The sequence below is a fragment of the Saccharothrix longispora genome, assembly GCF_030852425.1.
GTDB classification, from domain to species: domain Bacteria; phylum Actinomycetota; class Actinomycetes; order Mycobacteriales; family Pseudonocardiaceae; genus Actinosynnema; species Actinosynnema longispora.
On sequence record NZ_NSDM01000011.1, the window covers coordinates 53,501 to 76,129 of the forward strand.

At 74.2% G+C, this 22,629-nt stretch carries 21 protein-coding genes; 12 read left to right on the top strand and 9 right to left on the bottom strand.

Annotated features, from left to right (window positions below; all coding sequences use genetic code 11):
- The first annotated feature begins 85 nt into the window (after window positions 1–85).
- On the top strand, window positions 86–607 hold the full coding sequence (locus tag CKY47_RS24155) for a hypothetical protein (protein WP_306748348.1): 522 nt from the start codon (window positions 86–88) through the stop codon (window positions 605–607).
- 69 nt (window positions 608–676) lie between these two features.
- On the top strand, window positions 677–1,963 hold the full coding sequence (locus CKY47_RS24160; RefSeq protein WP_306748349.1) for a PepSY-associated TM helix domain-containing protein: 1,287 nt from the start codon (window positions 677–679) through the stop codon (window positions 1,961–1,963).
- A 29-nt stretch (window positions 1,964–1,992) separates the two neighbouring features.
- On the opposite strand, the gene CKY47_RS24165 is transcribed toward CKY47_RS24160, so the two are convergent.
- A complete protein-coding gene (locus tag CKY47_RS24165) occupies window positions 1,993–3,333 on the bottom strand; it encodes an isocitrate lyase/PEP mutase family protein (protein ID WP_306748350.1) in 1,341 nt (446 codons plus the stop codon).
- A gap of 65 nt (window positions 3,334–3,398) precedes the next feature.
- Here CKY47_RS24165 and CKY47_RS24170 point away from each other — a divergent pair, with 65 nt between their 5' ends.
- Window positions 3,399–4,076: an ArsR/SmtB family transcription factor gene (locus tag CKY47_RS24170; RefSeq protein ID WP_306748351.1), complete on the top strand. Its 678-nt coding sequence runs from the start codon at window positions 3,399–3,401 to the stop codon at window positions 4,074–4,076.
- Here CKY47_RS24170 and CKY47_RS24175 read toward each other — a convergent pair.
- From CKY47_RS24175 to CKY47_RS24185, 3 genes are read right to left on the bottom strand one after another with little or no spacing between them, the layout of a single operon-like run.
- Complete coding sequence (locus CKY47_RS24175; RefSeq protein WP_306748352.1) at window positions 4,069–5,085, bottom strand: hypothetical protein; 1,017 nt, start codon at window positions 5,083–5,085, stop codon at window positions 4,069–4,071. The two genes, CKY47_RS24170 and CKY47_RS24175, sit on opposite strands and share 8 nt — an antisense overlap.
- Window positions 5,058–5,807, bottom strand: a complete 750-nt coding sequence (locus CKY47_RS24180) for a PP2C family protein-serine/threonine phosphatase (protein ID WP_306748353.1) — start codon at window positions 5,805–5,807, stop codon at window positions 5,058–5,060. The genes CKY47_RS24175 and CKY47_RS24180 overlap by 28 nt, the downstream gene beginning before the upstream one ends.
- A 54-nt stretch (window positions 5,808–5,861) precedes the next feature.
- Window positions 5,862–6,902 carry an ROK family transcriptional regulator gene (locus tag CKY47_RS24185; RefSeq protein WP_306748354.1) on the bottom strand — a complete coding sequence of 347 codons (1,041 nt, stop codon included), beginning with the start codon at window positions 6,900–6,902 and terminating at the stop codon, window positions 5,862–5,864.
- A gap of 125 nt (window positions 6,903–7,027) precedes the next feature.
- Between CKY47_RS24185 and CKY47_RS24190 the strand changes: the two genes are divergently transcribed.
- Window positions 7,028–7,489 (top strand): heme-degrading domain-containing protein, encoded by a 462-nt coding sequence (locus CKY47_RS24190; protein WP_306748355.1) that lies wholly within the window; start codon window positions 7,028–7,030, stop codon window positions 7,487–7,489.
- Between the two features lie 140 nt (window positions 7,490–7,629).
- On the opposite strand, the gene CKY47_RS24195 is transcribed toward CKY47_RS24190, so the two are convergent.
- Window positions 7,630–8,727, bottom strand: a complete 1,098-nt coding sequence (locus CKY47_RS24195; RefSeq protein WP_306748356.1) for a serine hydrolase domain-containing protein — start codon at window positions 8,725–8,727, stop codon at window positions 7,630–7,632.
- A gap of 254 nt (window positions 8,728–8,981) precedes the next feature.
- Here CKY47_RS24195 and CKY47_RS24200 point away from each other — a divergent pair, with 254 nt between their 5' ends.
- The 3 genes from CKY47_RS24200 to CKY47_RS24210 all read left to right on the top strand — a co-directional run bounded on the left by CKY47_RS24200 (window position 8,982) and on the right by CKY47_RS24210 (window position 12,012).
- Complete coding sequence (locus CKY47_RS24200; protein WP_306748357.1) at window positions 8,982–10,610, top strand: glycosyl hydrolase family 18 protein; 1,629 nt, start codon at window positions 8,982–8,984, stop codon at window positions 10,608–10,610.
- 106 nt (window positions 10,611–10,716) lie between these two features.
- A complete protein-coding gene (locus CKY47_RS24205; protein WP_306748358.1) occupies window positions 10,717–11,196 on the top strand; it encodes a MarR family winged helix-turn-helix transcriptional regulator in 480 nt (159 codons plus the stop codon).
- A gap of 423 nt (window positions 11,197–11,619) precedes the next feature.
- Window positions 11,620–12,012 (top strand): hypothetical protein, encoded by a 393-nt coding sequence (locus CKY47_RS24210; RefSeq protein WP_306748359.1) that lies wholly within the window; start codon window positions 11,620–11,622, stop codon window positions 12,010–12,012.
- Window positions 12,013–12,103: 91 nt separating this feature from the next.
- Here CKY47_RS24210 and CKY47_RS24215 read toward each other — a convergent pair whose 3' ends face one another.
- A complete protein-coding gene (locus CKY47_RS24215) occupies window positions 12,104–13,873 on the bottom strand; it encodes a M14 family zinc carboxypeptidase (RefSeq protein ID WP_306748360.1) in 1,770 nt (589 codons plus the stop codon).
- A gap of 150 nt (window positions 13,874–14,023) precedes the next feature.
- Here CKY47_RS24215 and CKY47_RS24220 point away from each other — a divergent pair, with 150 nt between their 5' ends.
- Window positions 14,024–14,266, top strand: coding sequence for a DUF2630 family protein (locus tag CKY47_RS24220; RefSeq protein ID WP_306748361.1), 243 nt, complete (start codon window positions 14,024–14,026; stop codon window positions 14,264–14,266).
- Between the two features lie 41 nt (window positions 14,267–14,307).
- Window positions 14,308–15,150 (top strand): MerR family transcriptional regulator, encoded by an 843-nt coding sequence (locus CKY47_RS24225; protein WP_306748362.1) that lies wholly within the window; start codon window positions 14,308–14,310, stop codon window positions 15,148–15,150.
- Window positions 15,151–15,201: 51 nt separating this feature from the next.
- Here the strand turns inward: CKY47_RS24225 and recD2 are convergent, their stop codons facing one another.
- The gene (gene recD2, locus CKY47_RS24230; RefSeq protein ID WP_306748363.1) at window positions 15,202–17,379 is read right to left on the bottom strand and encodes an SF1B family DNA helicase RecD2; all 2,178 of its coding nucleotides are present in this window, start codon (window positions 17,377–17,379) and stop codon (window positions 15,202–15,204) included.
- Window positions 17,380–17,388: 9 nt separating this feature from the next.
- Window positions 17,389–18,483, bottom strand: coding sequence for a hypothetical protein (locus CKY47_RS24235; protein WP_306748364.1), 1,095 nt, complete (start codon window positions 18,481–18,483; stop codon window positions 17,389–17,391).
- Between the two features lie 148 nt (window positions 18,484–18,631).
- Between CKY47_RS24235 and CKY47_RS24240 the strand changes: the two genes are divergently transcribed.
- The 3 genes from CKY47_RS24240 to CKY47_RS24250 all read left to right on the top strand — a co-directional run bounded on the left by CKY47_RS24240 (window position 18,632) and on the right by CKY47_RS24250 (window position 21,738).
- Window positions 18,632–19,300 (top strand): response regulator, encoded by a 669-nt coding sequence (locus CKY47_RS24240; protein ID WP_306748366.1) that lies wholly within the window; start codon window positions 18,632–18,634, stop codon window positions 19,298–19,300.
- Complete coding sequence (locus CKY47_RS24245; RefSeq protein ID WP_306748368.1) at window positions 19,297–20,343, top strand: HAMP domain-containing sensor histidine kinase; 1,047 nt, start codon at window positions 19,297–19,299, stop codon at window positions 20,341–20,343. The genes CKY47_RS24240 and CKY47_RS24245 overlap by 4 nt, the downstream gene beginning before the upstream one ends.
- A 63-nt stretch (window positions 20,344–20,406) precedes the next feature.
- Window positions 20,407–21,738 (top strand): DUF4153 domain-containing protein, encoded by a 1,332-nt coding sequence (locus CKY47_RS24250; protein ID WP_306748369.1) that lies wholly within the window; start codon window positions 20,407–20,409, stop codon window positions 21,736–21,738.
- On the opposite strand, the gene CKY47_RS24255 is transcribed toward CKY47_RS24250, so the two are convergent.
- Entirely contained in the window at window positions 21,719–22,555 is an 837-nt protein-coding gene (locus CKY47_RS24255; RefSeq protein WP_306748371.1) for an alpha/beta fold hydrolase, read from the bottom strand. The genes CKY47_RS24250 and CKY47_RS24255 overlap by 20 nt on opposite strands.
- Window positions 22,556–22,629 lie beyond the last annotated feature (74 nt).

Consider the following 22,629-nt stretch of genomic DNA (forward strand, 5'->3'; position numbering starts at 1 on the left):
CCCGGACAACGTGGTCCGGTTGGCCCTGCCGCGATCCTCCCTCGGGTCTTCTTCCGCACTCGTCCGGCCGCTACGCTGCGGAATCGTGGCACCGGCCCCCACCCGAGGCGCCGCGCGCGTCGTGCGCTGCGGCGCGGTCGGTGTGTCCACGGGCCTGCTCGCCGTCCTGGCGCACGCCGCCGGCGGCGGCCACCTGCCCTCCCCGCCCCACGTGCTGGTCTTCGCGCTGTCCATCGGCTGCGCGTGCGCGCCGCTGACCGACCGCAGGCTCGGCTTCGGCGACCTGCTCGGCCTCGTCGGCGCGGTCCAGGTGGCGGCGCACGTGCTCCTCGCCGTGCTGTCCCGGCACGAGCGCGACCTCGTCCCGCCGCCGTCGATGCTGCTGGCCCACGTGCTCGCCACCGCCGTCGTCGTCTCGGCCCTCGCGGGCTTCGAGGGCGCCGTGTTCCGGCTCGCCGCCGCCCTGGCGGCCGTGCTGCCGCGCCGCCTCGCCCCGCAGCCCGCCGCGGCGCCGCTGCGCATCCCCATCGCCGCGCACCCCGACCACCCCCTGTCGGACGTCCTGCGCCGCCGCGCGGTCCCCCGCCGCGGCCCGCCCCGCCCCTAGGTACGCGCCCTCCCCACACCACCGCCCCGAACCGGGACCGGTGGCGCCTCCCCGTACCCAGGAGCTCCCATGTCCGAGTCCTGGCGCGGCCTCGTGCTGCGCTTCCACTTCTACGCGGGCGTGCTCGTCGGCCCGTTCGTGCTGGTCGCCGCCCTCACCGGCGTGCTCTACGCGGCCACTCCCCAGCTGGAGTCGTGGCTGTACTCCGACCAGCTGCGCGTGCCGGAGTCCGCCCAGTCCGTTCCGCTGTCCCAGCAGGTCAAGGCCGCCGTGGACGCGCGGCAGGGCGACCTGCCCGTGGCCGTGCGACCCGCGCCCGGCCCCGGCGACACCACCCGCGTGCTGTTCGCGGGCGAGGGCGACGCCCGACCCACGGTGTTCGTCGACCCGGCGGACGCGCGGGTCGTCGGCACCCTCGACACCTACGGCACCAGCGGCGTCCTGCCGCTGCGCACCACGATCGACACCGTCCACCGCAACCTGATGCTCGGCGAACCCGGCAGGCTCTACAGCGAGCTGGCCGCGTCCTGGCTGTGGGTGGTCGCGCTGGGCGGCGTGTTCCTGTGGTTCAGCCGCCGCCGCGCGCAGCGCCTCAAGCCCACCACCAAGCGGCACGCCACGCTCGGCCTGTGGGTGCTGCTCGGCGCGCTGTTCCTGTCCGCCACCGGCCTGACCTGGTCCACCTACGCCGGTGAGAACGTCTCCGCGCTGCGCGCGGCGCTCGACTGGTCCACGCCGTCCCTCGGCCCGGGCGACCACGCGGGCCACGACATGAGCGACCCCATCCCGCCCGCCACGGGCGAGATCGACTCGATCGTGGAGACGGCGCGCGGCGTCGGCGGGGTCGACGCGGCCCTCGTCGAGGTCACCCCGCCGGCGATGGCCGGGATGCCGTGGCACGTCACCGAGATCGAGCGCGGTTGGCCCACCCAGGTGGACGCGGTGGCGGTCACCGGCGGCGCGGTCGTGGACGAGGTGCGGTTCGACGACTACCCGTTCATGGCGAAGCTGGCGCGGTGGGGCATCGACGCGCACATGGGCGTGCTGTTCGGCTGGCCCAACCAGCTCCTGCTGCTCGCCCTGGGCCTCGGCCTGGTCGCGCTGGTCGTGCTCGGCTACCGGGTCTGGTGGCTGCGCAGGCCGACCCGCGGCTTCGGCAGGCCCGTGCCGCGCGGCCAGTGGCGCAAGGTGCCGCGCGCCCAGCTGGTCGCGGTCCTGGTCGTGGCCGCCCTGGTGGGCTGGTTCGTGCCCCTGTTCGGGCTGTCGCTGCTGGCGTTCCTGCTGGTGGACGCCGTCGTCGGCACCCGCCGCGGGAAGACCGCGCCGGAGGCCGCACCGCAGTCCGAGACGGTGTAGGACCACGCGGCGGTCGGGCCGGGAGCGGGTCAGCCCGCGCTCACGCGCTTCGGTGGACGCGCAACACCGCCCCCGGCCCACGCCGCACCGCCCTCCCCACCCAGGTCCCGCACCTCCTCGCAGGTGGGTGCCCCCACCGGCCCCGGGCCGCCGTCCCGCACGGCGAGCGCGGCCCGCACCGCCTCCCCGAGGGCGGCGCGGAACAGCAGCGACCCCGTGCTCACCCGCCGCACGCCCAGGTCGCGCAGCACCCGGACGTCCAGCTGCGCCAGCACGTTCAGCGGTCGCGGCACCGCCCGCACGACCTCCTCGATGCCGCGCTCGTCGGCCAGGCCGGGGACGAACACGCCGTCCGCCCCGGCGTCCGCGTACCGCAGCGCCCGCTCCACGGTCGAGCCGCGGTCCACGCCCAGCCAGTGCGTGTCCACGCGGGCGTTGACGAACAGCCCCGGCGCGGCCTCCTTGAACGCCCGCACCAGCCGCGCCTGCTCCGCCGGGTCGGCGAGCCCCGCGCCCCGGCCGTCCTCGACGTTGACCCCGGCCACGCCGATCTCCGCCAGCTCGGCGGCCAGGGCCGCCCCCTCGTACCCCGCCTCCACGTCCACGGTCACCGGCACGGGCAGCCGCACCAACAGCCGGGCCAGCGCGACCGCCTCGTCCCGCGCGAGCCCCGCCGCGTCCGGCACGCCGTGCGCCGCCGCCACGCCCAGGCTGGTCGTGCCGACCGCCGGGAAGCCCGCCCGGACGAGGGCCGCGGCCGAGGCGAAGTCCCACGCGTTCGGCAGGACGAGGAAGTCGTCGTGCAGCCGGTGGAACGCCCGCGCGCCCTCCACCAGCGCCGACGCGTGCTCCCGCGCCGGGCACGCGTGCCGCCCGGCGCCGAACCACGCGCCGCTCAGGTCCACCTCGACGACCGAGCCGTCCGGGGCGAGCCGACGCGTCACCGGCACCGGCGGTTCGACGCCCGCGACCAGGGCCCTCGTCGCGTCGCACGCCTGCACCAGCAGGCCGATCCGGTTGGCGGTCACCTCGTCCCGCGTGCCGCCGCACACCGCGACCAGCCGCTCCACCGCCGCGTCCGCCCCGGCCGCCACGGGCAGGTGCGGCTGGTAGCAGCGGGCCACCAGCGCCACGTCCCCCGCCACCGACGACGGCAGGCCCAGCGCCCGCGCCAGCACCGCGACGGGGTCGCCGGGCCGCCGCAGCCGCGCGGTGTCCACTGCGGACAGGAGCGCTTCCGCGACGGCCCGGCGGCGGACGTGCGCCTCCCCCTCGCTGAACCGCGCGACGGACGCGCGCAGCCACGCGACCCCCGTCCCCGCCTCGGGCACCGGCACGACCGCGTAGTCCTCGCGCATCAGCTCGTCCACACCGGTCACGCTAGGACCGGGACGCTTCGGCGCCCGCCGAAACGCGGACGGCGCACACTGTCGGCGTGGCAGCCGAGGAACTGGCCGACCTGGCCGCACTGCTGGCCGACCGCACGCGGGTGCGCTTCCTGCTCTCCCTGCTGGACGGTCGCGCGTGGACGACCGGCGAACTCGCCGCCGCGGCGGGCGTCGCGCCGTCCACGGCCAGCGAACACCTGTCCCGCCTGGTCGACGGCGGCCTGCTGGTGCGCCGCGCCCAGGGCCGCCACCGCTACGTGCAGCTGGCGGGCCCCGACCAGGCCGGGCTCCTGGAGCACCTGCTCGCCCACCTCGGCCCCACCGGCCCGGAGCGGCCCACCCTCCGCGCCGCCACCGCCGACGAGGCCCTGCGCCGGGGCCGGACGTGCTACGACCACCTCGCGGGACGCCTCGGCGTGGCCGTCGCCGACGCCATGACCGGCCGGGGCCTGCTCACCCCGGACCTCGCCGTCACCGACGCGGGCCGCGCGTGGCTGGACGACCTGGGGTTCACCCCGCCGGCCCGCCGCCCGCCGGCCAGGGCCTGCCTGGACTGGACCGAGCGCCGCTCCCACCTGGCCGGGGCGGCGGGCGCGTACCTGTGCGCCCACTTCCACGAACGGGGCTGGGTGCGCCGCGTCGGCACGGGCCGCGCGGTCCGCCTCACCCCGTCCGGCCGGACGGCCCTGGCCGGCCTCCTCGGGCTCGGGCCGGGGCTCAGCTGAGCTTGTCGGCGAGCATCCGGGCCTTGGCGAACTCCGCGTGGTGGTCGCCGAAGTACGACCACGGCCACCGCGACGCCCGCTCCCCCGCCTCCGCCATGTGCCCGAGGAACCTGCGAACGTCCTCGCGCTTCAGGCCGGCCACCGCCTCGACCCCGGCGTAGTAGGTCGCGAACACCTGGTTGGCGCGCATCCACCGCGGGTGGCCGCGCTCCACCTCACCGGCCGCGAGCAGGTGGTCCGACACGGCCGCCACCTCCAGCCGCACGACCCGCCTCGCCAGGTAGTCGATCGACCGCCACCGCCGGCGGAAGCTCACCGACTCCGCGTCGCGCAGCGGCACCTCGACGTGGGCGGCGGGGACCAGTGCGAGCAGCGGGTGCCCCGCCGGCAGGTCGGACACCCGGACGCGGGCGAACTCCAGCATCCGCTCGTGGCTGCCGTACCACTTGTCGGCGAGCATCTGGAGCCGGTGCTCGTTGGCCGACACGAGGTCCGGGCACAGCATCTGCACCCGGACGAACACCTGGTCGCCGTCCTGGTCGTGCTCCGGGGCGCCGAGGGCGAGGCTCATCAGCTGCGCCCACGGCACGACGTCGTCCGGCGCCAGCTCGGCGGCCCGGCGCAGCGCGGTTCGGGCCTGGTCGGCGAGGTCGAGGAACCGGGCCAGCCGGTCCTCCTCGGTGTACTGCGCGTACGCCTCCCCGCGCTCCTCCCACGCGGCGGCGTTGAGCGCGCTGCCGAGCAGGAGCAGGCTGTCGGCGTCGTGGCGCTCGTCCACGGCGGAGTGCAGCGCGGGCAGCACGTGCTGCCCGGCCTCGCCGAGCACGTCGACGCGCAGGTCCCGGCGCTCGGGGTCGTGGGTGGCCGCGAGGAGCGCGCGGGCCGGGCCGGTGTCGCCGGCGACGAGCGCGCGGGCGGCGCGCTCCAGCTCGGGGTCGCGCCAGGCGAGGTCGACGGTGGGTGGCAGGTCGGCGGGCACGGTCAGCGGCGCAGCCACTTCGGCAGCCACGACGCGTTGCCCGCGGGCACCACGTCCACGACCACGCACGTGATGTTGTCCGGGCCGCCGCGCGCGTTGGCCGCCTCGATCAGCATCCGCACGGTCTCGTCGCCGTCGGCCGACGCGGTGAGCAGCTCGGCGATCTCGGCGGGCGCGACCACGTCGGACAGGCCGTCGGAGCAGATCAGGTACCGGTCGCCCTCGGCGGCGTCCTGCTGGAACAGGTCCGGGTCGTGCGCGCTGCCCGCCTGGAGCGCCCGCATCAGCATCGAGCGGCCGGGGTGCTCGCCCGCCTGCTCCGCCGACATGCGGCCGTCGTCGACCAGCGCCTGCACCATCGTGTGGTCGCGGGTGACCTGGGTCAGCTCGCCGTCCCGCACGAGGTAGCAGCGCGAGTCGCCGATGTGCCCGACGGCGAACCGCTCGCCGTCCCACCACAGCGCGGTGAGCGTGGTTCCCATGCCGCGCATGTCGAAGTTCTCCTCGGCGAGGTCGGTCAGCCGGATGGCGATCTCCCGGGCCGCGCCGTTCAGCTCGCCGAGCGGGTCGTCCGCCTCCGGGTCGAGGTCCGCGAGCACCGCGATCGCGATCGAACTGGCCACCTCGCCGTACGCGTGGCCGCCCATGCCGTCGGCGACGGCGAAGAGGCGGTCGCTGAAGTAGACCGAGTCCTCGTTCGCTTCGCGGCGCAGGCCGGGGTCCGTGCCGACGGCGTACCGGAGCGCATGCATGTCGGATAGTGAATCACCCGCGCGGGTGCCCGTGAGCAGGGCATCTCCAATTCGTCACCGGGGACGGCCGTAGAACTCGCTCAGGACGAGCATCGCGGCCCCCGCGGCCACCACGTCATCCCCCAGCGGGGTGATCGACACGTCCACCGGGAGCCACTCGTCCTTGGGCAGCCGGGCGCGGACCCCGTCGAGGTAGGCGGCGGGTTCGGCGAGCACCGCGCGGCCCGCGAGCACGACGTGGTCGATGTCGAGCAGTTGCACGAGGTCGGCCACGGCGATGCCGACGACGTCGGTCGCGCCGACCAGGTCGCCGCGCGCGGCGGCGAGGTTGTGCAGGACCTCGACGCACCCCGTGCGCCCGCACACGCACACCGGCCCGTCGACCTGGAGCGTGGTGTGCCCGTACTCGCCGGCGTTCGTGCGCACGCCCCGGTGCACGCGGCCGTCGAGCAGCATGCCGATGCCCAGGCCGGTGCCGACGAGGACGAGGACGGCGTCGCGGACCTCCTCGCCGCGCCGCCACGCCTCGGCGACGACGGCGGTGTTGGTGTCCTTGTCGACGACCACGGGCAGGCGGAGGCTCTGCTCGGCGAGGGCGCGCAGCGGCACGTCGTGCCACGCGCTCAGCCCCGTCGGGTAGTGCACGACGCCCGTGCGGTGGTCGAGCGGGCCGACGAACCCGATGCCGACGCCGAGGAGCCGGTCGTCGCGCAGGCCGTCGACCAGGCGGGTCAGCTCGCCGACGAACGCGGGCGGGTCGAAGTCGCGCGGCAGCGGCGCCACGGCGCGGTCGAGCACGGTGCCCGAGAGGTCGGTGAGCACGACGCGCAGCTCGTCCCGCTCGACCTGCGCGCCGAGCGCGAGGCGGCTGTCGGCGACCAGTTCGAGCAGCGTGCGGGGCTTGCCGACACCGACGTTGCGGGTGCCGGACTCGACGAGCAGGCCGTCCGCGATGAGCCGGCCGACGACCTTCGACACCGCCTGCGGGGTCAGGCCGCTGCGCTCGGCCAGCTCGACCCTCGTGACGGCGCCGGACCGGGCGAGGCCCAGCACCACCGCGTCGTTGTATCCCCGCAGGAAGCGCAAGTTGGGCACCTGGTCATCCTCGCACGCGTGGCGTTTACTAAACGCCGTTGCTTTAATGGGGCCATGCCTGCGCGCGCCGAACCGCCCCGTCGCGAACGCCCGACGCCCGCCCGGACCGCGCGGGCGGTGACGTCGTGAGCCTGCTCGACGAGTTGGTCGACCAGGAGGCCCGGCTGGTCTTCCGGGCGTTCGACAACGAGGTGGCGCTGGAGCTGGGGGCGTTCCTCCTGGACGCCGCCCGCGCCCGCGCGCTGCCGGTGACCGTCTCCGTGCGGCGCGGCGCCCAGCGCCTCTTCCACGCGGCCCTGCCCGGCACGTCGGCCGACAACGACGAGTGGATCGACCGCAAGTCCCGCGTCGTGGACCGCTACGGCCAGAGCTCGTTCCGGGTCGGCGAGTCGTTCCGCGCGGCGGGCAAGGACTTCGACCGCGACTCGCGCCTGGACCCGGACCGCTACGCCGCGCACGGCGGCGTCTTCCCGGTCCTGGTGGCCGGGGTGGGCATGGTGGGCACCGTGGGCGTGTCCGGCCTGCCGCAGGCCGAGGACCACGCGTTCGTGGTGGAACGGCTGGAGGAGTTCCTGGCCACCCGCTGACCACGGTGGCGGCCGACCGCCCTCGGCCGCCACCACGCCGCGACGACGCACCCCCAGGCGTCGTCGGGCTGCGCGGGGAGGGCGCCCGCACACCGGACGCCCTCCCCGCGCAGCCTTCTCGCGCAGCCCTTTACGGGCCGTCAGCAGAAGACCTCGGCCAGCAGCTCCTCGGCCCCGGTGATCGGCCCCGGGTCCGGGGCCGAGGTCAGGGACACCGTCAGGCGGGTCCTCGCGTCCGCCGTGCCGACCACCAGGCTGGAGTAGCCGGGGATGCCGCCGCCGTGGCCCCAGACCTCCACGCCGCACGGCAGGGTCGACCGCTCGACGCCCAGCCCGTACTCCCCCGCCACCGGGATCAGCTTCGTCAGCTCGGCCTGCTGCGCGGGGCGCAGGAGGCGGCCCTCCAGGAGGGCTTCGGCGAAGCGGTCGAGGTCGGCGGTCGTGGAGATCATCCCGCCCGCCGCGTGGGCGACCGACGGGTTGATGCGCGTGATGTCGTCCACCTCGCCGCGCAGGCGCTGGTAGCCGTGCGCGTGCGGCCCGGGGATCGCGACCGCGGCGCCCGGCACGTGGGTGTGGCGCAGTCCCAGCGGGCGCAGGACCCGCCGCGCCACCGCCTCCCCGTACGGCCGCCCGGTGACCTTCTCGACGAGCAGGCCCGCGACGACGTAGTTGGTGTTGGAGTAGTTCCAGCCGGTGCCCGGCCGGAAGTCCAGCGGCCGGGCCGTGGACAGGGCCACCAGCTCGGCCGGCGCCCACGTCCGGTACCGGATGGCCTCGTAGCCCTCCGGGTCGGACGGCAGCGCGTCCGTGTAGTCGTAGAGCCCGCTGGTGTGCTGGAGCAGGTTCCGCACGGTGATCCGGTCGCCGTCGGGCAGCAGGCCCGGCAGGTGGCGCGACACCGGCTCGTCCAGCCCGACCGAACCCTCGCCGACCAGTTGGAGCACCACCGTCGACACGAACGTCTTGGTGATGCTGCCGACCCGGAACCGGCCGTCGAGCGGCACCGGGCGCGGCGAGCCGACCTCCGCCGTGCCGGCGCGCGCGGTGAACTCCCGCCGGCCGTCGACCACCCGCACCTGGACGCCCTGCGCGCCCGTGCGGGCCATCTCGTCGAGCGCCCGCTGCACCACCGCGCGGTCGACCCGGTCACCGGCCGGGGCCGCGACCGCCGTTCCCCCGAGCCCCAGCGCGGCCGTCCCCACGACGGCCGCCAGGGCGATTCCCCTCGTGCCCATCAACGCGTGTCCTCCCGTTCGACGCCGATGCCCCGAGTCTGGCCACGTGGACGGGTGCCGGCGTCACCCCCTGGTGGCGGGGGACCGTCGACTTTAGGCTCGACCACCCCTAGTGGTCAGCGGCCCGCGGAACCGATTCCGAAGCCGCCCGCGTTACTCCGTTCGAGTGACGACAATGGTCTAGACCTTGACCGTGAAGTGGTCTGAACCACATGGTGACACCACCCTGCACTCCTTTCCTGACGAGGAGCACGATGTCCAAGATCCGATGGCATGTCACAGCGGCGGCAGTAGCCGTCGCCACATTGGCGGTGGGGCTGGTCGTCGCACCCGCGGCGAGCGGTGCGGGCGGCGTCTCCGCCACCTTCACCAAGGGCTCGGACTGGGGTACCGGCTACGAGGGCAAGTACACGATCCGCAACGGCTCCAGCGCCGCCCTGAGCACCTGGACCGTCGAGTTCGACCTGCCCGCGGGCGCCAAGGTCAGCTCCATCTGGGACGGCTCCCAGACCACCAGCGGCCAGCACGTCACCGTGAAGCCGACCTGGAACGGCAGCGTCGGCACCGGCGGCTCGGTGAGCTTCGGCTTCAACGTGACCTACTCCGGCTCGTACTCGGCCCCGGCCAACTGCAAGCTGAACGGCGCGTCGTGCGACGCCGGCGGGACCAACCCGACGACGACCACCACGACCACCACCACCACCACCACGACCACGACGACCACCACGGGTCCGACGACCACGACCACCGGCACCCCGCAGCCCGGCGGCAAGAAGAACCTGGGCTACTTCACGCAGTGGGGCGTCTACGGCCGCCAGTACTTCGTGAAGAACATCCACACCTCCGGCTCGGCCGCGAAGCTGACGCACATCAACTACGCGTTCGGCAACGTGCAGAACGGCCAGTGCACCATCGGTGACGCCTACGCCGACTACGACATGGCCTACACCGCCGCGAACTCCGTCGACGGCGTCGCGGACACCTGGGACACCGGCTCCCTGCGCGGCTCGTTCAACCAGCTCCGCAAGCTGAAGAAGATGTACCCGCACATCAAGGTGCTGTGGTCGTTCGGCGGCTGGACCTGGTCCGGCGGCTTCGGCCAGGCCGCGCAGAACCCGGCCGCGTTCGCCGAGTCCTGCTACAAGCTCGTCGAGGACCCGCGCTGGGCGGACGTGTTCGACGGCATCGACATCGACTGGGAGTACCCGAACGCCTGCGGCCTGACCTGCGACACCTCCGGCTTCAGCTCGATGAAGACGGTCTCCCAGGCCCTGCGCACCCGGTTCGGCGCCAACTACCTGGTCACCGCCGCCATCACGGCGGACGGCTCCAACGGCGGCAAGATCGACGCGGCCGACTACGGCGGCGCGGCGCAGTACCTCGACTGGTACAACGTCATGACCTACGACTACTTCGGCGCGTTCAACGCCCAGGGCCCGACGGCCCCGCACTCCCCGCTCACCTCCTACCCCGGCATCCCGCAGCAGGGCTTCAACTCCGACGCGGCGATCCAGAAGCTCAAGAGCAAGGGTGTCCCGGCGGCCAAGCTGCTGCTCGGCATCGGCTTCTACGGCCGCGGCTGGACCGGCGTCACCCAGGCCGCCCCGGGCGGCACGGCGACCGGCGCGGCGCCCGGCACGTACGAGGCGGGCATCGAGGACTACAAGGTCCTGAAGAACACCTGCCCGGCCACCGGCACCGTCGCGGGCACCGCGTACGCGTTCTGCGGCAACAACTGGTGGAGCTACGACACCCCCGCCACCATCGGCGGCAAGATGTCGTGGACCAAGAGCCAGGGCCTCGGCGGCGCGTTCTTCTGGGCGCTCGACGGCGACACCGCGAACGGCGAGCTGATCACCGCGATGAGCAATGGCCTGAAGTAACCCTCCCGGCACGACCCGAAGGGCCCCTGCGGACCACCGCAGGGGCCCTTCGACGTGCCCGGACGACAACTTTGACAAGTACTTGTCAATCTGGGAGCTTCCGGGGATGACCGCGTTGACCGGCCGCGGCCGGGAGTTCTCGGACCTGCTCGTCGAGGTGTTCCGGCTCAACGGACTGCTGCTCGCCGCCGGCGACCGGCTGACCGCCCCCTCCGGGCTGACCAGTGCCCGCTGGCAGGTGCTCGGCGTCGTGGACCACGGCCCGTGCACGGTGGCGCAGGTGGCCCGGGCCATGGGCCTCACCCGGCAGGCCGTGCGGGAGACCGCGAACGCCCTGGCGCGCGAGGGCGCGGTGGAGCTGCGGGACAACCCGGCCGACCGGCGCGCCAGGCTGCTCGTCCTCACCGACCGGGGCCGCCGCGCGCTGCGCGAGGTCGAGCGGCGGCAGGCGGAGTGGGCGAACGAGCTGGGCGGGCGGATCGCCCTCCCGGAGCTGCGGGCGGTCACCGGCACCCTGCGCGACCTCGGCGACCTGGTCGGAGCCCCGGACCCCGCCGGGACCCCGACCCCGGCGGAGGAACCGTGACCGTCATCCCGCCGACGAGCCGTGCGACCGGTGAAGTAGGTCACACCACCTGCCCGCTGTTCCGTCATCACCCGTTCCGACGTGTTTGCGGGCGCGTCGCCACCCGGTCGCAGGCGTTCCGCGCCGCACGCTTGCGGACACCCGGCACGAAGCGCGACGACGCCCCCGGAGCGGCTCGCGCGCGACTCCCACGAGCAGACCAGTTTGGGCCGGCGGCCCGACGGGAAACGCCGGATACGGATACATCGGGGCCGAAAATAATGGACGTCCGATCGCGCGACGAGGGCGTCCGACGAAAAGAGGAATTTCGCCGGCTCTTTTCGTCCGTCACACGAAAGGACCCGTGCGGCCCGCAGCCGTCTTCTGCTTTTCTTCGAGCAGCGCCGACCGGCGCCAACGGAAACGGAAAACCAGGGAGTCCTCGTGTTGAAGCGTCTTGTCTCGGGTGCCGCCCTCGCCGCGCTGACCGGCGCGCTGGTGTTCGGCGGTTCCACCGCGGCGCAGGCGACCACCACCCCCGACGCCTCGTGCGTCAACTCGGACCCGCTCGGGCTGATCAACGTCGTGACGTGCAGCATCAACGTCGACGTGGACGTGCTGCCCGACGCGGTCATCACCTTCGGCGACATCCTCGGCAACAACAAGGTGCTGAACGGCACCGAGCTGGACCTGCTCGAGGTCACGATCGAGAACGTCCTGAAGGACGTCGACGTCGAGGACAACCTGGTCTTCAAGGGCATCATCGTCGACGCGGTCGACGACCTGGACCTGATCGACGACATCGACGTCTCGAAGGTCATCGTCGACCTGCTCTGATCCCGCGTTCCCCGGACATCGGGGCGGCGAAAAGCGAAGGGCCTGCGGGGCGATCCCCCGCAGGCCCTTTTCGAGCATTCTTCGAATTCGCCTAGAGGGTCAGGCTCCACGAGTTCAGGTACCCGGTGTCGGCCGAGTACACGTCCTGCACGCGCAGCTTCCAGTCGCCGTTGCGCGCTTCGGCGGAGACGTTCGCCGTGTAGGTGGTGTCGATGTTGTCGCCGCTGTCGCTGTTGGACGACTTCAGCCGGTACGCCGTGCCGTCCGGCGCGACGAGGTCGAGCACCAGGTCGCCCCGGTAGGTGTGCACGGCGTGCACCTCCACCTGCGAGGTCGACGAGGCGTTGCCCGTGCACCCGGCGATGGTGATGGTGCTGGTGACGGCCGGGCCGTTGTCCGGGATGGCCACGTCGGCGTCGTTGGTGGCCTTCGCGCAGTCGGTGGGCGGGTTCCCGCCGCCGCCGTACGGGCTGGTCGCCTTCTTCGCCGCGTACATCAGCATCGGCTTGACCTTCGGCCAGAACGTCGACGCCTGGCACGAGTAGGCCGGGAAGAAGCCCGAGCAGGTGCCCGACGACGGCCCGATCTCCCACACGAACGAGGCGACGCCCAGGTCGTCGTACACCCAGTCGTCGGTCGCGCCCGCCGCGTTGTAGAGCACCTCACCGGGCTGCCCGTACTGCCAGCCCGAGCCGGCCAGGCCCACCAGGTCCCGTGCCATCGCGCGCAGCGGCGCGTCGTTGCCCGCCTTGTACTGGGTCGTCCAGCCCCACGGGAACAGCACCAGGTTCGAGTAGCTGTGCATGGAGACGACGACGCCGGTGGTGTCGGCCGGGGCGGCGTCGGTGACGCCCGTGCCGCGCCGGTCCCGGTAGAGGTTGCGCCACAGCGCCTGCAACGCCCGCGTCTCGACCTCGGAGTTGGCGCTCGGGCCCTTGTAGGTCTGCGCGCAGGGGCTGGACGAGGTGCCCTCGCCGCCCCAGTGCGAGTCGGTGTTGCGGTTGAGGTCGACGCCGATCTGCGAGGACGACGTGCCCGAGCAGCCCGACCCGTGCGTGTCGTTCGCGTTCTTGCGCTGGTAGCGCGGCGAGTTGCCGCCCTGCTGGACGATGTTCACGCCGTCCGGGTTGGCGATCGGCACGACCCACACCTCGGTGGTGTCGAGCAGCGCGGTGACCTCGGCGTCCGTGCCGTAGCCCTGGGTCAGGTGGTCGATCCACTTCCACGCCACGTCACCGGTGGTCAGCTCGCGGGCGTGCAGCTGGCCCATGACGAAGAACCGGGGCTTGGGCGCGGTGGGGCTCAGCGCGCAGTCGCCCGCGTTCTTCTTGGTGATGCACACGGCGCGCAGGTCGTAGCCGCCCGCGCCCTGGGTCTTCTTCCACGAGTCGCCGTAGTCGACCACCGTGGTGAGGGCCGGGTAGTTCCGCCCGACCAGGTCGAGGTGCGACCAGTGGGCGTTGATCGTGCGGTAGCCGCCGTAGTAGGTCTCGTTGACGTCGGCGGCGTCGAAGGTGGGCGACTGGGACTTCTTCGCCGGCGGCTGCCACTCGGGGGCGGGCAGCACCTCGTCGATCACCGCGCTGAAGCCCGCCGTCGCCAGGTCGGCGCCGGTGGAGGCACCGCCTAACACGAACAGGTGATCGCCGTCCCGGTCCTCCAGCACGTCGAAGCCGCGCCCGAGCAGGTCCTGGGCGCTCTTCCCGAGCGGGGCGTGGACCTTGTACACGTAGGTGGGGCCGGCCTGGGCCTGGGCGACCTCGGGGGCGGGGCCCGCGGTCGTGGGGCTCGCGGTGACCACCGCCAGCCCGACGACACCGGCCGCGGCCAGTGTCAGCAGTGAACGTCCGGTCGACTTCACGGTGTTTCCTCCAATGCAGGGTGATCGGAGGATGGGGCAAAACCGCGCCGGTGCACACCCGCCGACCGGTCATTCCCACGGGGTCGCGCACGCGGCGTTTCGGCCGGCGGCCGGGAGGTACCCGATCCCGGTCCGGATGGAGGAGGAGACGTGACTGACGAAGAACTCGTCGCGCGCATCACCCAGCTGGTGGACGAGGAACACCGGTTGGAGGGCTCGCGCGTCGGCGAGGGCCTGACCGACGGTGACGTGCGCCGGCTGCGCGACCTCGAAGTCGCCCTGGACCAGACGTGGGACCTGCTCCGCCGGCGCCGCGCCCGCCGCGCTGCGGGCCTGGACCCGGACGGCGCGGAGCCCCGCTCCCCCGGCACCGTGGAGGGCTACCGGCAGTAGCCGCTTGACCCGGCCCCTGGGGCGGCCCGCACGGTCTTCCCGTGGAGGATGTGCGGGTGGTGCCAGGACCTGGGACGCGGTTGCTGGGGACCGGGGAGTTCGCCCGGCGCTCACGGCTGTCGGTGAAGGCGCTGCGGCTCTACGAGCGGCAGGGCCTGCTCCGACCGGCGTCGGTCGACCCGGCCACCGGCTACCGGCGGTACCGCGAGGACCAGCTGGCGCCGGCACGCCTGGTGGCGCTGCTGCGGCGGCTCGACATGCCGCTGGCCCTGGTCGGCACGATCGTGGCCGCGCCCGAGGACCGCCGGTCCGACCTGGTCGCCCGGTACTGGGACGGGGTCGAGCACCGGATGGCCGTGCAGCGCGCGCTGGCCGCGCACCTCCGCGTCGTGTTGGCCGGAGGCGAGGGGTTGTCGGACATGTACGAGATCAGGCAGCGGGACGTGGCGGCGCAGGTCGTGCTCACCGAGCAGCGGCACCTGCGGCAGCCGGAGCTGGTGGAGTGGATCGGCGCGGCGATGGTCCGGGCGGAGCGGGCCGCGGCCCCGTTCGGCGGTGCGGCCGGAGCGCCGTACGTCGTGTACCACGGCGAGGTCAACGAGGACAGCGACGGGCCGGTCGAGCTGTGCTTCCCGATCGAGCCGGGCGGGGCGGAGGTGACGGCCGCGCACCGCGTCGAGGAGGCGCACCGCGAGGCGTACGCCCGGCTGCCGAAGGCGCACGTCGTGTTCCCGCAGATCCTGTCGGCGTTCGACGCGGTCGCCGCGTGGCTGGAGGAGAACGGCCACGCGGTCGCCGGAGCGCCGCGCGAGGTCTACTTCACCGACTTCGCGGCCGCCGGACCTGGCGACGAGGTGTGCGACGTGGCGTTCCCGATGCGCTAGCGCGTCAGCGGAGGCTGCGCGGGAACACCTCGAAGGACCGCGCGGGCACGGTCACCAGGCCGCCTGGAGCCGGTGGGACAGGCGGTGGGCGAGGGCGGTGTGCCGGCGGCCCGCGCCCACCGTCCGGACCGCTTGACCGATCGCCTTCCGGGAACCCACCAGGACGACGAGCTTCTTCGCCCGGGTCACCGCCGTGTAGAGCAGGTTGCGCTGGAGCATCATCCACGCGCTCGTGGTGATTGGGATGACGACGCACGGGTACTCACTGCCCTGTGAGCGGTGAATCGTCATGGCGTAGGCGTGGGTCAGCTCGTCCAGCTCCCCGAACTCGTAGTCCACGTCCTCTTCCTCGTCGGTCCGAACGGTCAACTTCTGCTCCACGGCGTCTATCGCCGTGACGATCCCGAGCGTCCCGTTGAACACGTTCTTCTCGTAGTTGTTGCGCATCTGGGTGACCTTGTCGCCCACCCGGAACACCCGGCCGCCGAACCGGCGCTCGGGCAGGTCCGGTGTGGATGGTGTCAACGCCTCCTGGAGCAACGCGTTCAGCCCGCCCGCGCCCGCCGGACCCCGGTGCATCGGTGCGAGCACCTGCACGTCGGTGCGCGGCTTCAGGCCGAACTTGCGCGGGATGCGGTTCGCGACGACGTCCACGGTGAGCGCCGCCGCTTCCTCGGCCTCCTCCACGGGGAACAGGAAGAAGTCCGGCATGCCTTGCACGACCGGGTAGTCGCCGGAGTTGATGCGGTGGGCGTTGGTCACCACGCCGGACTGCTGCGCCTGGCGGAAGATGTGCGTGAGGCGCACGTTCGGGATGGGGCCGCCCTCGGCGAGCACGTCGCGCAGCACCTCGCCCGCGCCGACGGACGGCAACTGGTCGACGTCGCCCACGAGCAGCAGGTGCGCGCCCGGCGCGACGGCCTTGACCAGCTTGTTCGCCAGCAGCAGGTCGAGCATGGACGCCTCGTCCACCACGACGAGGTCGGCGTCCAGCGGCCGGTCGCGGTCGTAGGCCGCGTCACCGCCGGGCTTCAGCTCCAGCAGCCGGTGCACGGTGCGCGCCTCGTGCCCGGTCAGCTCGGTGAGCCGCTTGGCCGCGCGCCCGGTCGGCGCGGCGAGCACCACCCTCGCCCCCTTGGCGACGGCCAGCTTGACGATCGAGCGGACGGTGAAGCTCTTGCCGCACCCCGGGCCGCCGGTCAGCACGGCGACCTTGCGGGTCAGGGCGAGCCGCACGGCGTCGCGCTGCCTGTCCTCCAATGACGCGCCCAGCCACGCAAACGCTTTCGCCCAGTCCACGCGCTGGAACGCGGGCATCCGCTCGGCCTCCGTGCCCAGCAGCCGCAGCAGCTGGTTGGCCAGCGAGATCTCGGCGCGGTGGAACGCCAGCAGGTAGATCGCGGGCTCGCCGTCCGGCATGACCTCGCGGACGACGCCCTCCTCGCCGACCAGCTCCGCCAGGCACTCGATGACCAGGCCGGCGTCGACCTGGAGGATCTTGATGGCCGCGCCGATCAGCTCGTTCTCGGGCAGGTAGCAGTTGCCGTCGTTGGTGGCCTCGCCGAGCGTGAACTGGAGGCCCGCCTTGATCCGCTGCGGGCTGTCGTGCGGGATGCCGACGGCCTTGGCGATCACGTCGGCGGTGCGGAAGCCGATGCCCCACACGTCGGTGGCCAGCCGGTACGGCTCCTCGCGCACGACGTCGATCGCCTTGTCCGAGTACTGCTTGTAGATGCGCACGGCGAGGGACGTGGACACGCCGACGCCCTGGAGGAAGACCATCACCTCCTTGATCGCCTTCTGCTCCTCCCACGCGGCGGCGATCATCTTCGTCCGCTTGGGCCCGAGCTTCGGCACCTCGACCAGCCGCTCCGGCGCGTGCTCGATGACGTCCAGCGCGTCCACCCCGAAGTGGGTGACGATCCGGTCCGCCAGCACCGGCCCGATACCCTTGATCAGACCGGACCCGAGGTAGCGGCGGATGCCCTGGATGGTCGCGGGCAGCACGGTCGTGTAGTCGTCCACGTGGAACTGCTTGCCGTACTGCGGGTGCGAGCCCCACCGGCCGCGCATCCGGATCGACTCGCCGGGCTGCGCGCCCAGCAGCGCCCCGACCACGGTCACCAGGTCCCCGCCGCGCCCCGGGTCGACCCTCGCGACGGTGTACCCGGTCTCCTCGTTGGCGAAGGTGATCCTCTCCAACACCGCTTCCAGCACAGCCTCGCCCACGCGGTCACCCTAGGCGGGCCCACCGACGGGCCAGCGCACGGCACGCCCCTCCAGCTGGCCGACCGCCACGCCGGCGTCGTTGAGGCCCGCGACGAAGCCCTGCGTCTCGCCGCCCGGCACGGGCAGCAGCTCGACCTCGCCGGTCGGCGACCAGCGGACGGGGCGGTGGCTCGGGCCGCCCCGGGCGATGCCCGCCTTCACGCCCGAGTCGGCGACGAACTCCACCTGGCCGCCGCCGTAGCCGTCCGGCAGGTCGAACGAGGTGAGGGCGCCGCCGAGGTCCCACCGCACGGCCTTGCCCTCCCACGAGCCGTACGCCGCGCCGTCCGGCCCGACCGCCCGCAGCACGCCGTACTCGGTGGCGGGCAGCTCGACCGCCCCACCGCCGTCCCAGCGCACGGCGTAGCTCGTGCGGTCCTCGCGGGAGAACTGGGCGACCACGTGCGGGCCGCGCACGGCCTCGACCCAGGTCCGGGTGCTGCCGGGCACGGTCACGGGTCCGGTGGGCGCGCCGTCGTCCCAGCGCACGAGCCGGTCGGCGTCGTCGACACCCGCGATCGCGCCGTCCTCGTCCACGGCCTCGGCCCGGACGCCGCCGGGCAGGGTGGTGACGCGGCCGTCCACGTCCCAGCGGACGGCGTGGCGCGCGCCGGCGGCGTCCGAGGCCGTGCCCACGGCCACACCGGCCGGGTTCACCGCCAGCACCCGGGCGTACCGGCCGCCGGGCAGGGCGTCGAGCGCGGTCGGCGAGCCGTCGGCCTCCCACCGGGTCGCCCTCGACCCGGAGGTGCCGTAGGCGCGGCCGGCGTCGTCGACCCCGGCCACCACGCCGACCCCGTCCGGCAGGCCCAGCTCGGTCAGCTCGCCGTCGGCCGACCAGCGGACCGGCCGGTTCCGGCCGTCCACCCGGGCGGAGCCGACGACCACGCCCGCGGCGTTGACCGCGACGGCCCTGCTCCCCGTGGTGCCCGGCGGCACCTCCAGCACCTCGACGCCGGTGGCCGCGGACGCGACCCCTGGCCACCAGACGACAGCAGGCCACCAGACGACAGCAGGCCACCAGACGACAGCCAGCACCGCGGCACCGCACAGCGCACGTCGCACGACCGTTCTCCTCCCCTCGGAGCCCGCCCGCACCCAGCAAACCAGGCCGGCCCGCGGTTGGGAACGCTCCCGGACGGGTGGTGGTCCTCCACACGACGTTCACAACCTCCACCGCCCGCCTCCACGGCCCCGACCTAGAGTCGGTCGCATGACACGCCGGGTGCTGGTGGTCGAGGACGACCTGACGATCGCCGGGGCGGTGGCCGCGCGGCTGCGCGCCGAGGGGTTCGAGGTGCTCCTGGCCCACGACGGGCCGACCGCCGTCGACCGGGCCGGTGATGCCGACCTGGTCGTGCTGGACGTCATGCTCCCCGGCTTCGACGGGCTGGAGGTGTGCCGGCGCATCCAGGCGCGGCGGCCCGTGCCGGTGCTCATGCTGACCGCGCGCGGTGACGAGACGGACCTGCTCGTGGGGCTCGCGGTCGGCGCGGACGACTACCTGACCAAGCCGTTCTCGATCCGCGAGCTGGCCGCCCGGGTGCACGCGCTGCTGCGGCGCGTGGAGCGGGCGGCGTCGGCGGCGGCGACCCGCATCGCCGTCGCCGACCTGGAGATCGACCTGGCCGAGCGGCGGGTGCTGCGCGGCGGCGAGGAGGCGCACCTGACGCCGACCGAGTTCCAGCTGCTGGTGCACCTCGCCGAACGGCCCCGCGCCGTGCAGTCGCGGGAACGCCTGCTCAGCGAGGTGTGGGGCTGGCACGACGGCACCGGCACGCGGACGGTCGACAGCCACGTGAAGGCGTTGCGGCGCAAGCTCGGGACGGACCTGATCCGCACCGTGCACGGCGTCGGGTACGCGCTGGAGGTGCCGCGGTGAGCCTGCGGTCGGCGGTCGAGGCGGTCGCGGAGCTGCTGCCGCGCCCGCTGGACCCGGTGCGGTCGATCAAGCTGAAGATCGGCATCCTGCTGGTGTCGGCGTTCGCCGCCGGGTTCGCGTTCTTCTGGTACCGCATCGGCTGGCTGCCGACGAACACGACGATCGGCACGATGGTGATCGTCGTCGTCACGTCGCAGGTGCTCGCGCACGGCATGACCAGGCCGCTGCGGGCGATGACGGCGGCGGTGCGGGCCATGCGGGCCGGCGACTACAGCCAGCGGGTGCGGGCGACGGCGCGCGACGAGGTCGGCGAACTGGCCGTCGCGTTCAACCGGATGGCGGCCGACCTGGGCGCGGCCGACCGGCAGCGGCGCGAGCTGATCGCGAACGTGTCGCACGAGCTGCGCACCCCCATCACGGCGTTGCAGAACGTGCTGGAGAACGTCGTGGACGGGGTCGTGGAGCCGGATTCGGCGACCATGCGCACGGCCCTGGCGCAGACCGAGCGGCTCGGCAGGCTCGTCGCCGAACTGCTCGACCTGTCGCGCATCGACGCCGGCGCGCACCGGCTCGACAAGGCCGAGTTCGCGCTGGAGCCCCTGCTCTCGGACGTGGTGGCGGAGGCCTCCGTCGCCGCCCGCGGCGTGCGGTTCACGGTGGAGGTCACGCCGCCGGGCGCCACGGTGCACGCCGACGAGGCCCGCCTGGCGCAGGTGGTCGCCAACCTGCTCGACAACGCCGCCCGCCACGGCCCGGCGGGCGGCGAGGTGCGGGTGACCGCGTCGGTCGGCGAGGACCTCGTGCTGGAGGTCGCGGACGACGGGCCGGGCATCGCCCCCCGGGACCGGGACCGGGTCTTCGAGCGCTTCACCCGGGGTGAGCGGGCCGGCGGCGGGGGCACCGGGCTGGGGCTCAACATCGCCCGGTGGGTGGTCGACCTGCACGGCGGCACGATCGCCGTGGTCGACGGGCCGGGCTGCCGGATACGCGCCGTGCTGCCGGCGACCGCCCGCGCGGACCGGCGGCACGGCTCGCACGCCTGACCGGACCGCTTCCCCGCCCGCCCGGCCCGGGCGGCGACCACGCACGCCACGGAGGACGACCCGATGACCCCCAACCGCGTTCTGCTGACCGCGGCGGTGGCCGGCGCGGCGGGCGCCGTGCTGCTGCCCCTGGACCGGCCCGGCCTGGGGTGGGTGCTGACGGCGCTGGTCGTCTTCGGCCTGCTGCGCCGGGTCGCACCCGGCTGGGCGGCGCTGTCGACGGCGCTGTTCGCGGTCGGCGCGTTCCTCGCCGCCGAGTGGCTGTTCGCGCTGTGCGCGGTGGCGGGGTGCGCGGCCGGTTCGCTCGCGGTCGCCGGGGGGCGGACCGCGCGCGGGCTGGTGCTGGGCTCGGCGGCGGTGCCGGTGGCCTCGTTCCGCGCCCTGCCGTGGCTGGCGCGCGGGCTCCGGGGCGGGGGCGTGCCGGCGGCGGCGCGACCGGTGCTGGTGACCGTCGCGCTGCTGCTGGTGTTCGTGCCGCTGCTCGCGGGGGCCGACGAGTCGTTCGCGGACCTGCTCGGCACGCTGACGCCCGAGGCGGACGGGCAGGCGCTCGTGGTGTTCCCGCTGGTCGCCCTGGGCGTGCTCGGCGCGTGCCACCTGCTGGCCGTGCCGGTCGACCTGGACGGGACCGCGCGGCCGGCCCGCCGCGTCGCCCGCCGCGACTGGGCGCTGCCGGTCGGCGCGCTGGTGGCGTTGTTCGCGGCGTTCGCGGGCGTGCAGCTCACGACCCTGTTCGCCGGTGACGCGCACGTCGTCACCACCGACGGCCTCACCTACTCCGGGTACGCGCGCACCGGCTTCTGGCAGCTGCTGGCGGTCACCGTGCTCACCCTCGGCGTGATCGCCCCGGTCGCGCGGTTCGCCCGGCTCGACACCGACCGCGACCGGACGTGGCTGCGCGGCCTGCTCGGCGCGCTCGCGGTGCTCACCCTGGTGATCGTGGCGAGCGCGCTGACCCGCATGTGGCTCTACCAGCAGGCGTACGGGTTCACCGTGCCCCGCCTCCTGGTCCTCGCCTGCGAGCTGTGGCTGGGCGTGGTCTACCTGCTGGTCATCGCCGCGGGCGTGGAGCTGGACGGCGCGTGGCTCGCCAGGGCGGTGGTGGCCACCGGGTTCGGCGCGCTGCTCGTCCTCGCCGCCCTCGACCCCGACCGGTTCGTCGCCGAGCGCAACGTCGAGCGCTGGCAGCGGTCCGGCACGATCGACCTGCCCTACCTGAGCACGCTGTCCGACGACGCCGTGCCCGCGATCCTGACCCTGCCCGACCACCTGCGGGACTGCGCGTTCGCGATGCGCGGCCCGTTCACCGCCGACGACTGGCGCACCTGGAACCTGGGCCGCGAGATCGCCCGCCGGCGGACGGCGGAGGCCGGGCTCACCGCGTGTGGGCCCTGACGTGCTCCGCGACGAGCCGGGCCAGCGCCCGGGGGTGCGTGACGGGCGCCCAGTGGCCCGCGTCCAGCTCCCGCCGCCGCACGTCCGTCGCCCACCGCTCCACGTCCTCCGAGACGGCCGGGGTCGCGTACCGGTCCCCCAGCGGCTGCACGAGCTGCACGGGCACGTCCGTGCGCCGCGCGCGGGGCGACCGCAGGCGCGGCACGAAGTTCGCCCGGTACAGCGCCATGCCGTTCACGCCGTCGCGCACGATCGTCGGCTGCACGTCGGCGGAGACGCCCTCGACCCGCCGCAGCACGTCCCCCCAGCGCGGGCCCACGACGTGCCGCCACACGAGCGGCGCGACCACGGGCACGTGGAACGCCGCGATGTACCAGGAGTGCAGCAGCTGGCGGAGGTGCCGGGGCCCGCGCTCCCGGCGCAGCAGGTGCCCGACGTGGTCCAGGCACGGCCCGGACACCGACGTGAAGGACGCGATGGGCGCGCCGGGCGTCGTCACCGCCTCCCACGCCTGGATCGAGCCCCAGTCGTGCCCCACGACGTGCACGGGCGCGTCCGGGCTGACGGCGGCGACCACCGCGAGCAGGTCGCGGGCGAGGACCGGCAGCCGGTACGCGGCCAGCCCGCGCGGCGCGGACGACGCCCCCGCGCCCCGCACGTCGTAGGCGACCACGTGGAACTCCCCGGCCAGCTCGGCGGCCACGCCGTCCCACACTCGGTGCGTGTCCGGGAAGCCGTGCACCAGCACGACGGTCGGCGCGGACCGGTCGCCCCGCTCGTGGACGGCCAACCGCGCGCCCTCGGACTCCACGTGCACCGGTGCCTCCACTGCGTTACTCGTGCGTAGCCCCTGCGAAGCTACGCGCCGCACCCCGCCGGCGGCGCGGCGAA

What these genes read in the sequence shown, in the direction of transcription:
- CKY47_RS24250 (WP_306748369.1), top strand. Translation starts at nt 20,407, where the DNA reads ATGACCCCCAACCGCGTTCTGCTGACCGCGGCGGTGGCCGGCGCGGCG.
- CKY47_RS24160 (WP_306748349.1), top strand. Translation starts at nt 677, where the DNA reads ATGTCCGAGTCCTGGCGCGGCCTCGTGCTGCGCTTCCACTTCTACGCG.
- CKY47_RS24240 (WP_306748366.1), top strand. Translation starts at nt 18,632, where the DNA reads ATGACACGCCGGGTGCTGGTGGTCGAGGACGACCTGACGATCGCCGGG.
- CKY47_RS24205 (WP_306748358.1), top strand. Translation starts at nt 10,717, where the DNA reads ATGACCGCGTTGACCGGCCGCGGCCGGGAGTTCTCGGACCTGCTCGTC.
- CKY47_RS24200 (WP_306748357.1), top strand. Translation starts at nt 8,982, where the DNA reads ATGTCCAAGATCCGATGGCATGTCACAGCGGCGGCAGTAGCCGTCGCC.
- CKY47_RS24180 (WP_306748353.1), bottom strand. Translation starts at nt 5,807, where the DNA reads ATGCATGCGCTCCGGTACGCCGTCGGCACGGACCCCGGCCTGCGCCGC.
- CKY47_RS24195 (WP_306748356.1), bottom strand. Translation starts at nt 8,727, where the DNA reads ATGGGCACGAGGGGAATCGCCCTGGCGGCCGTCGTGGGGACGGCCGCG.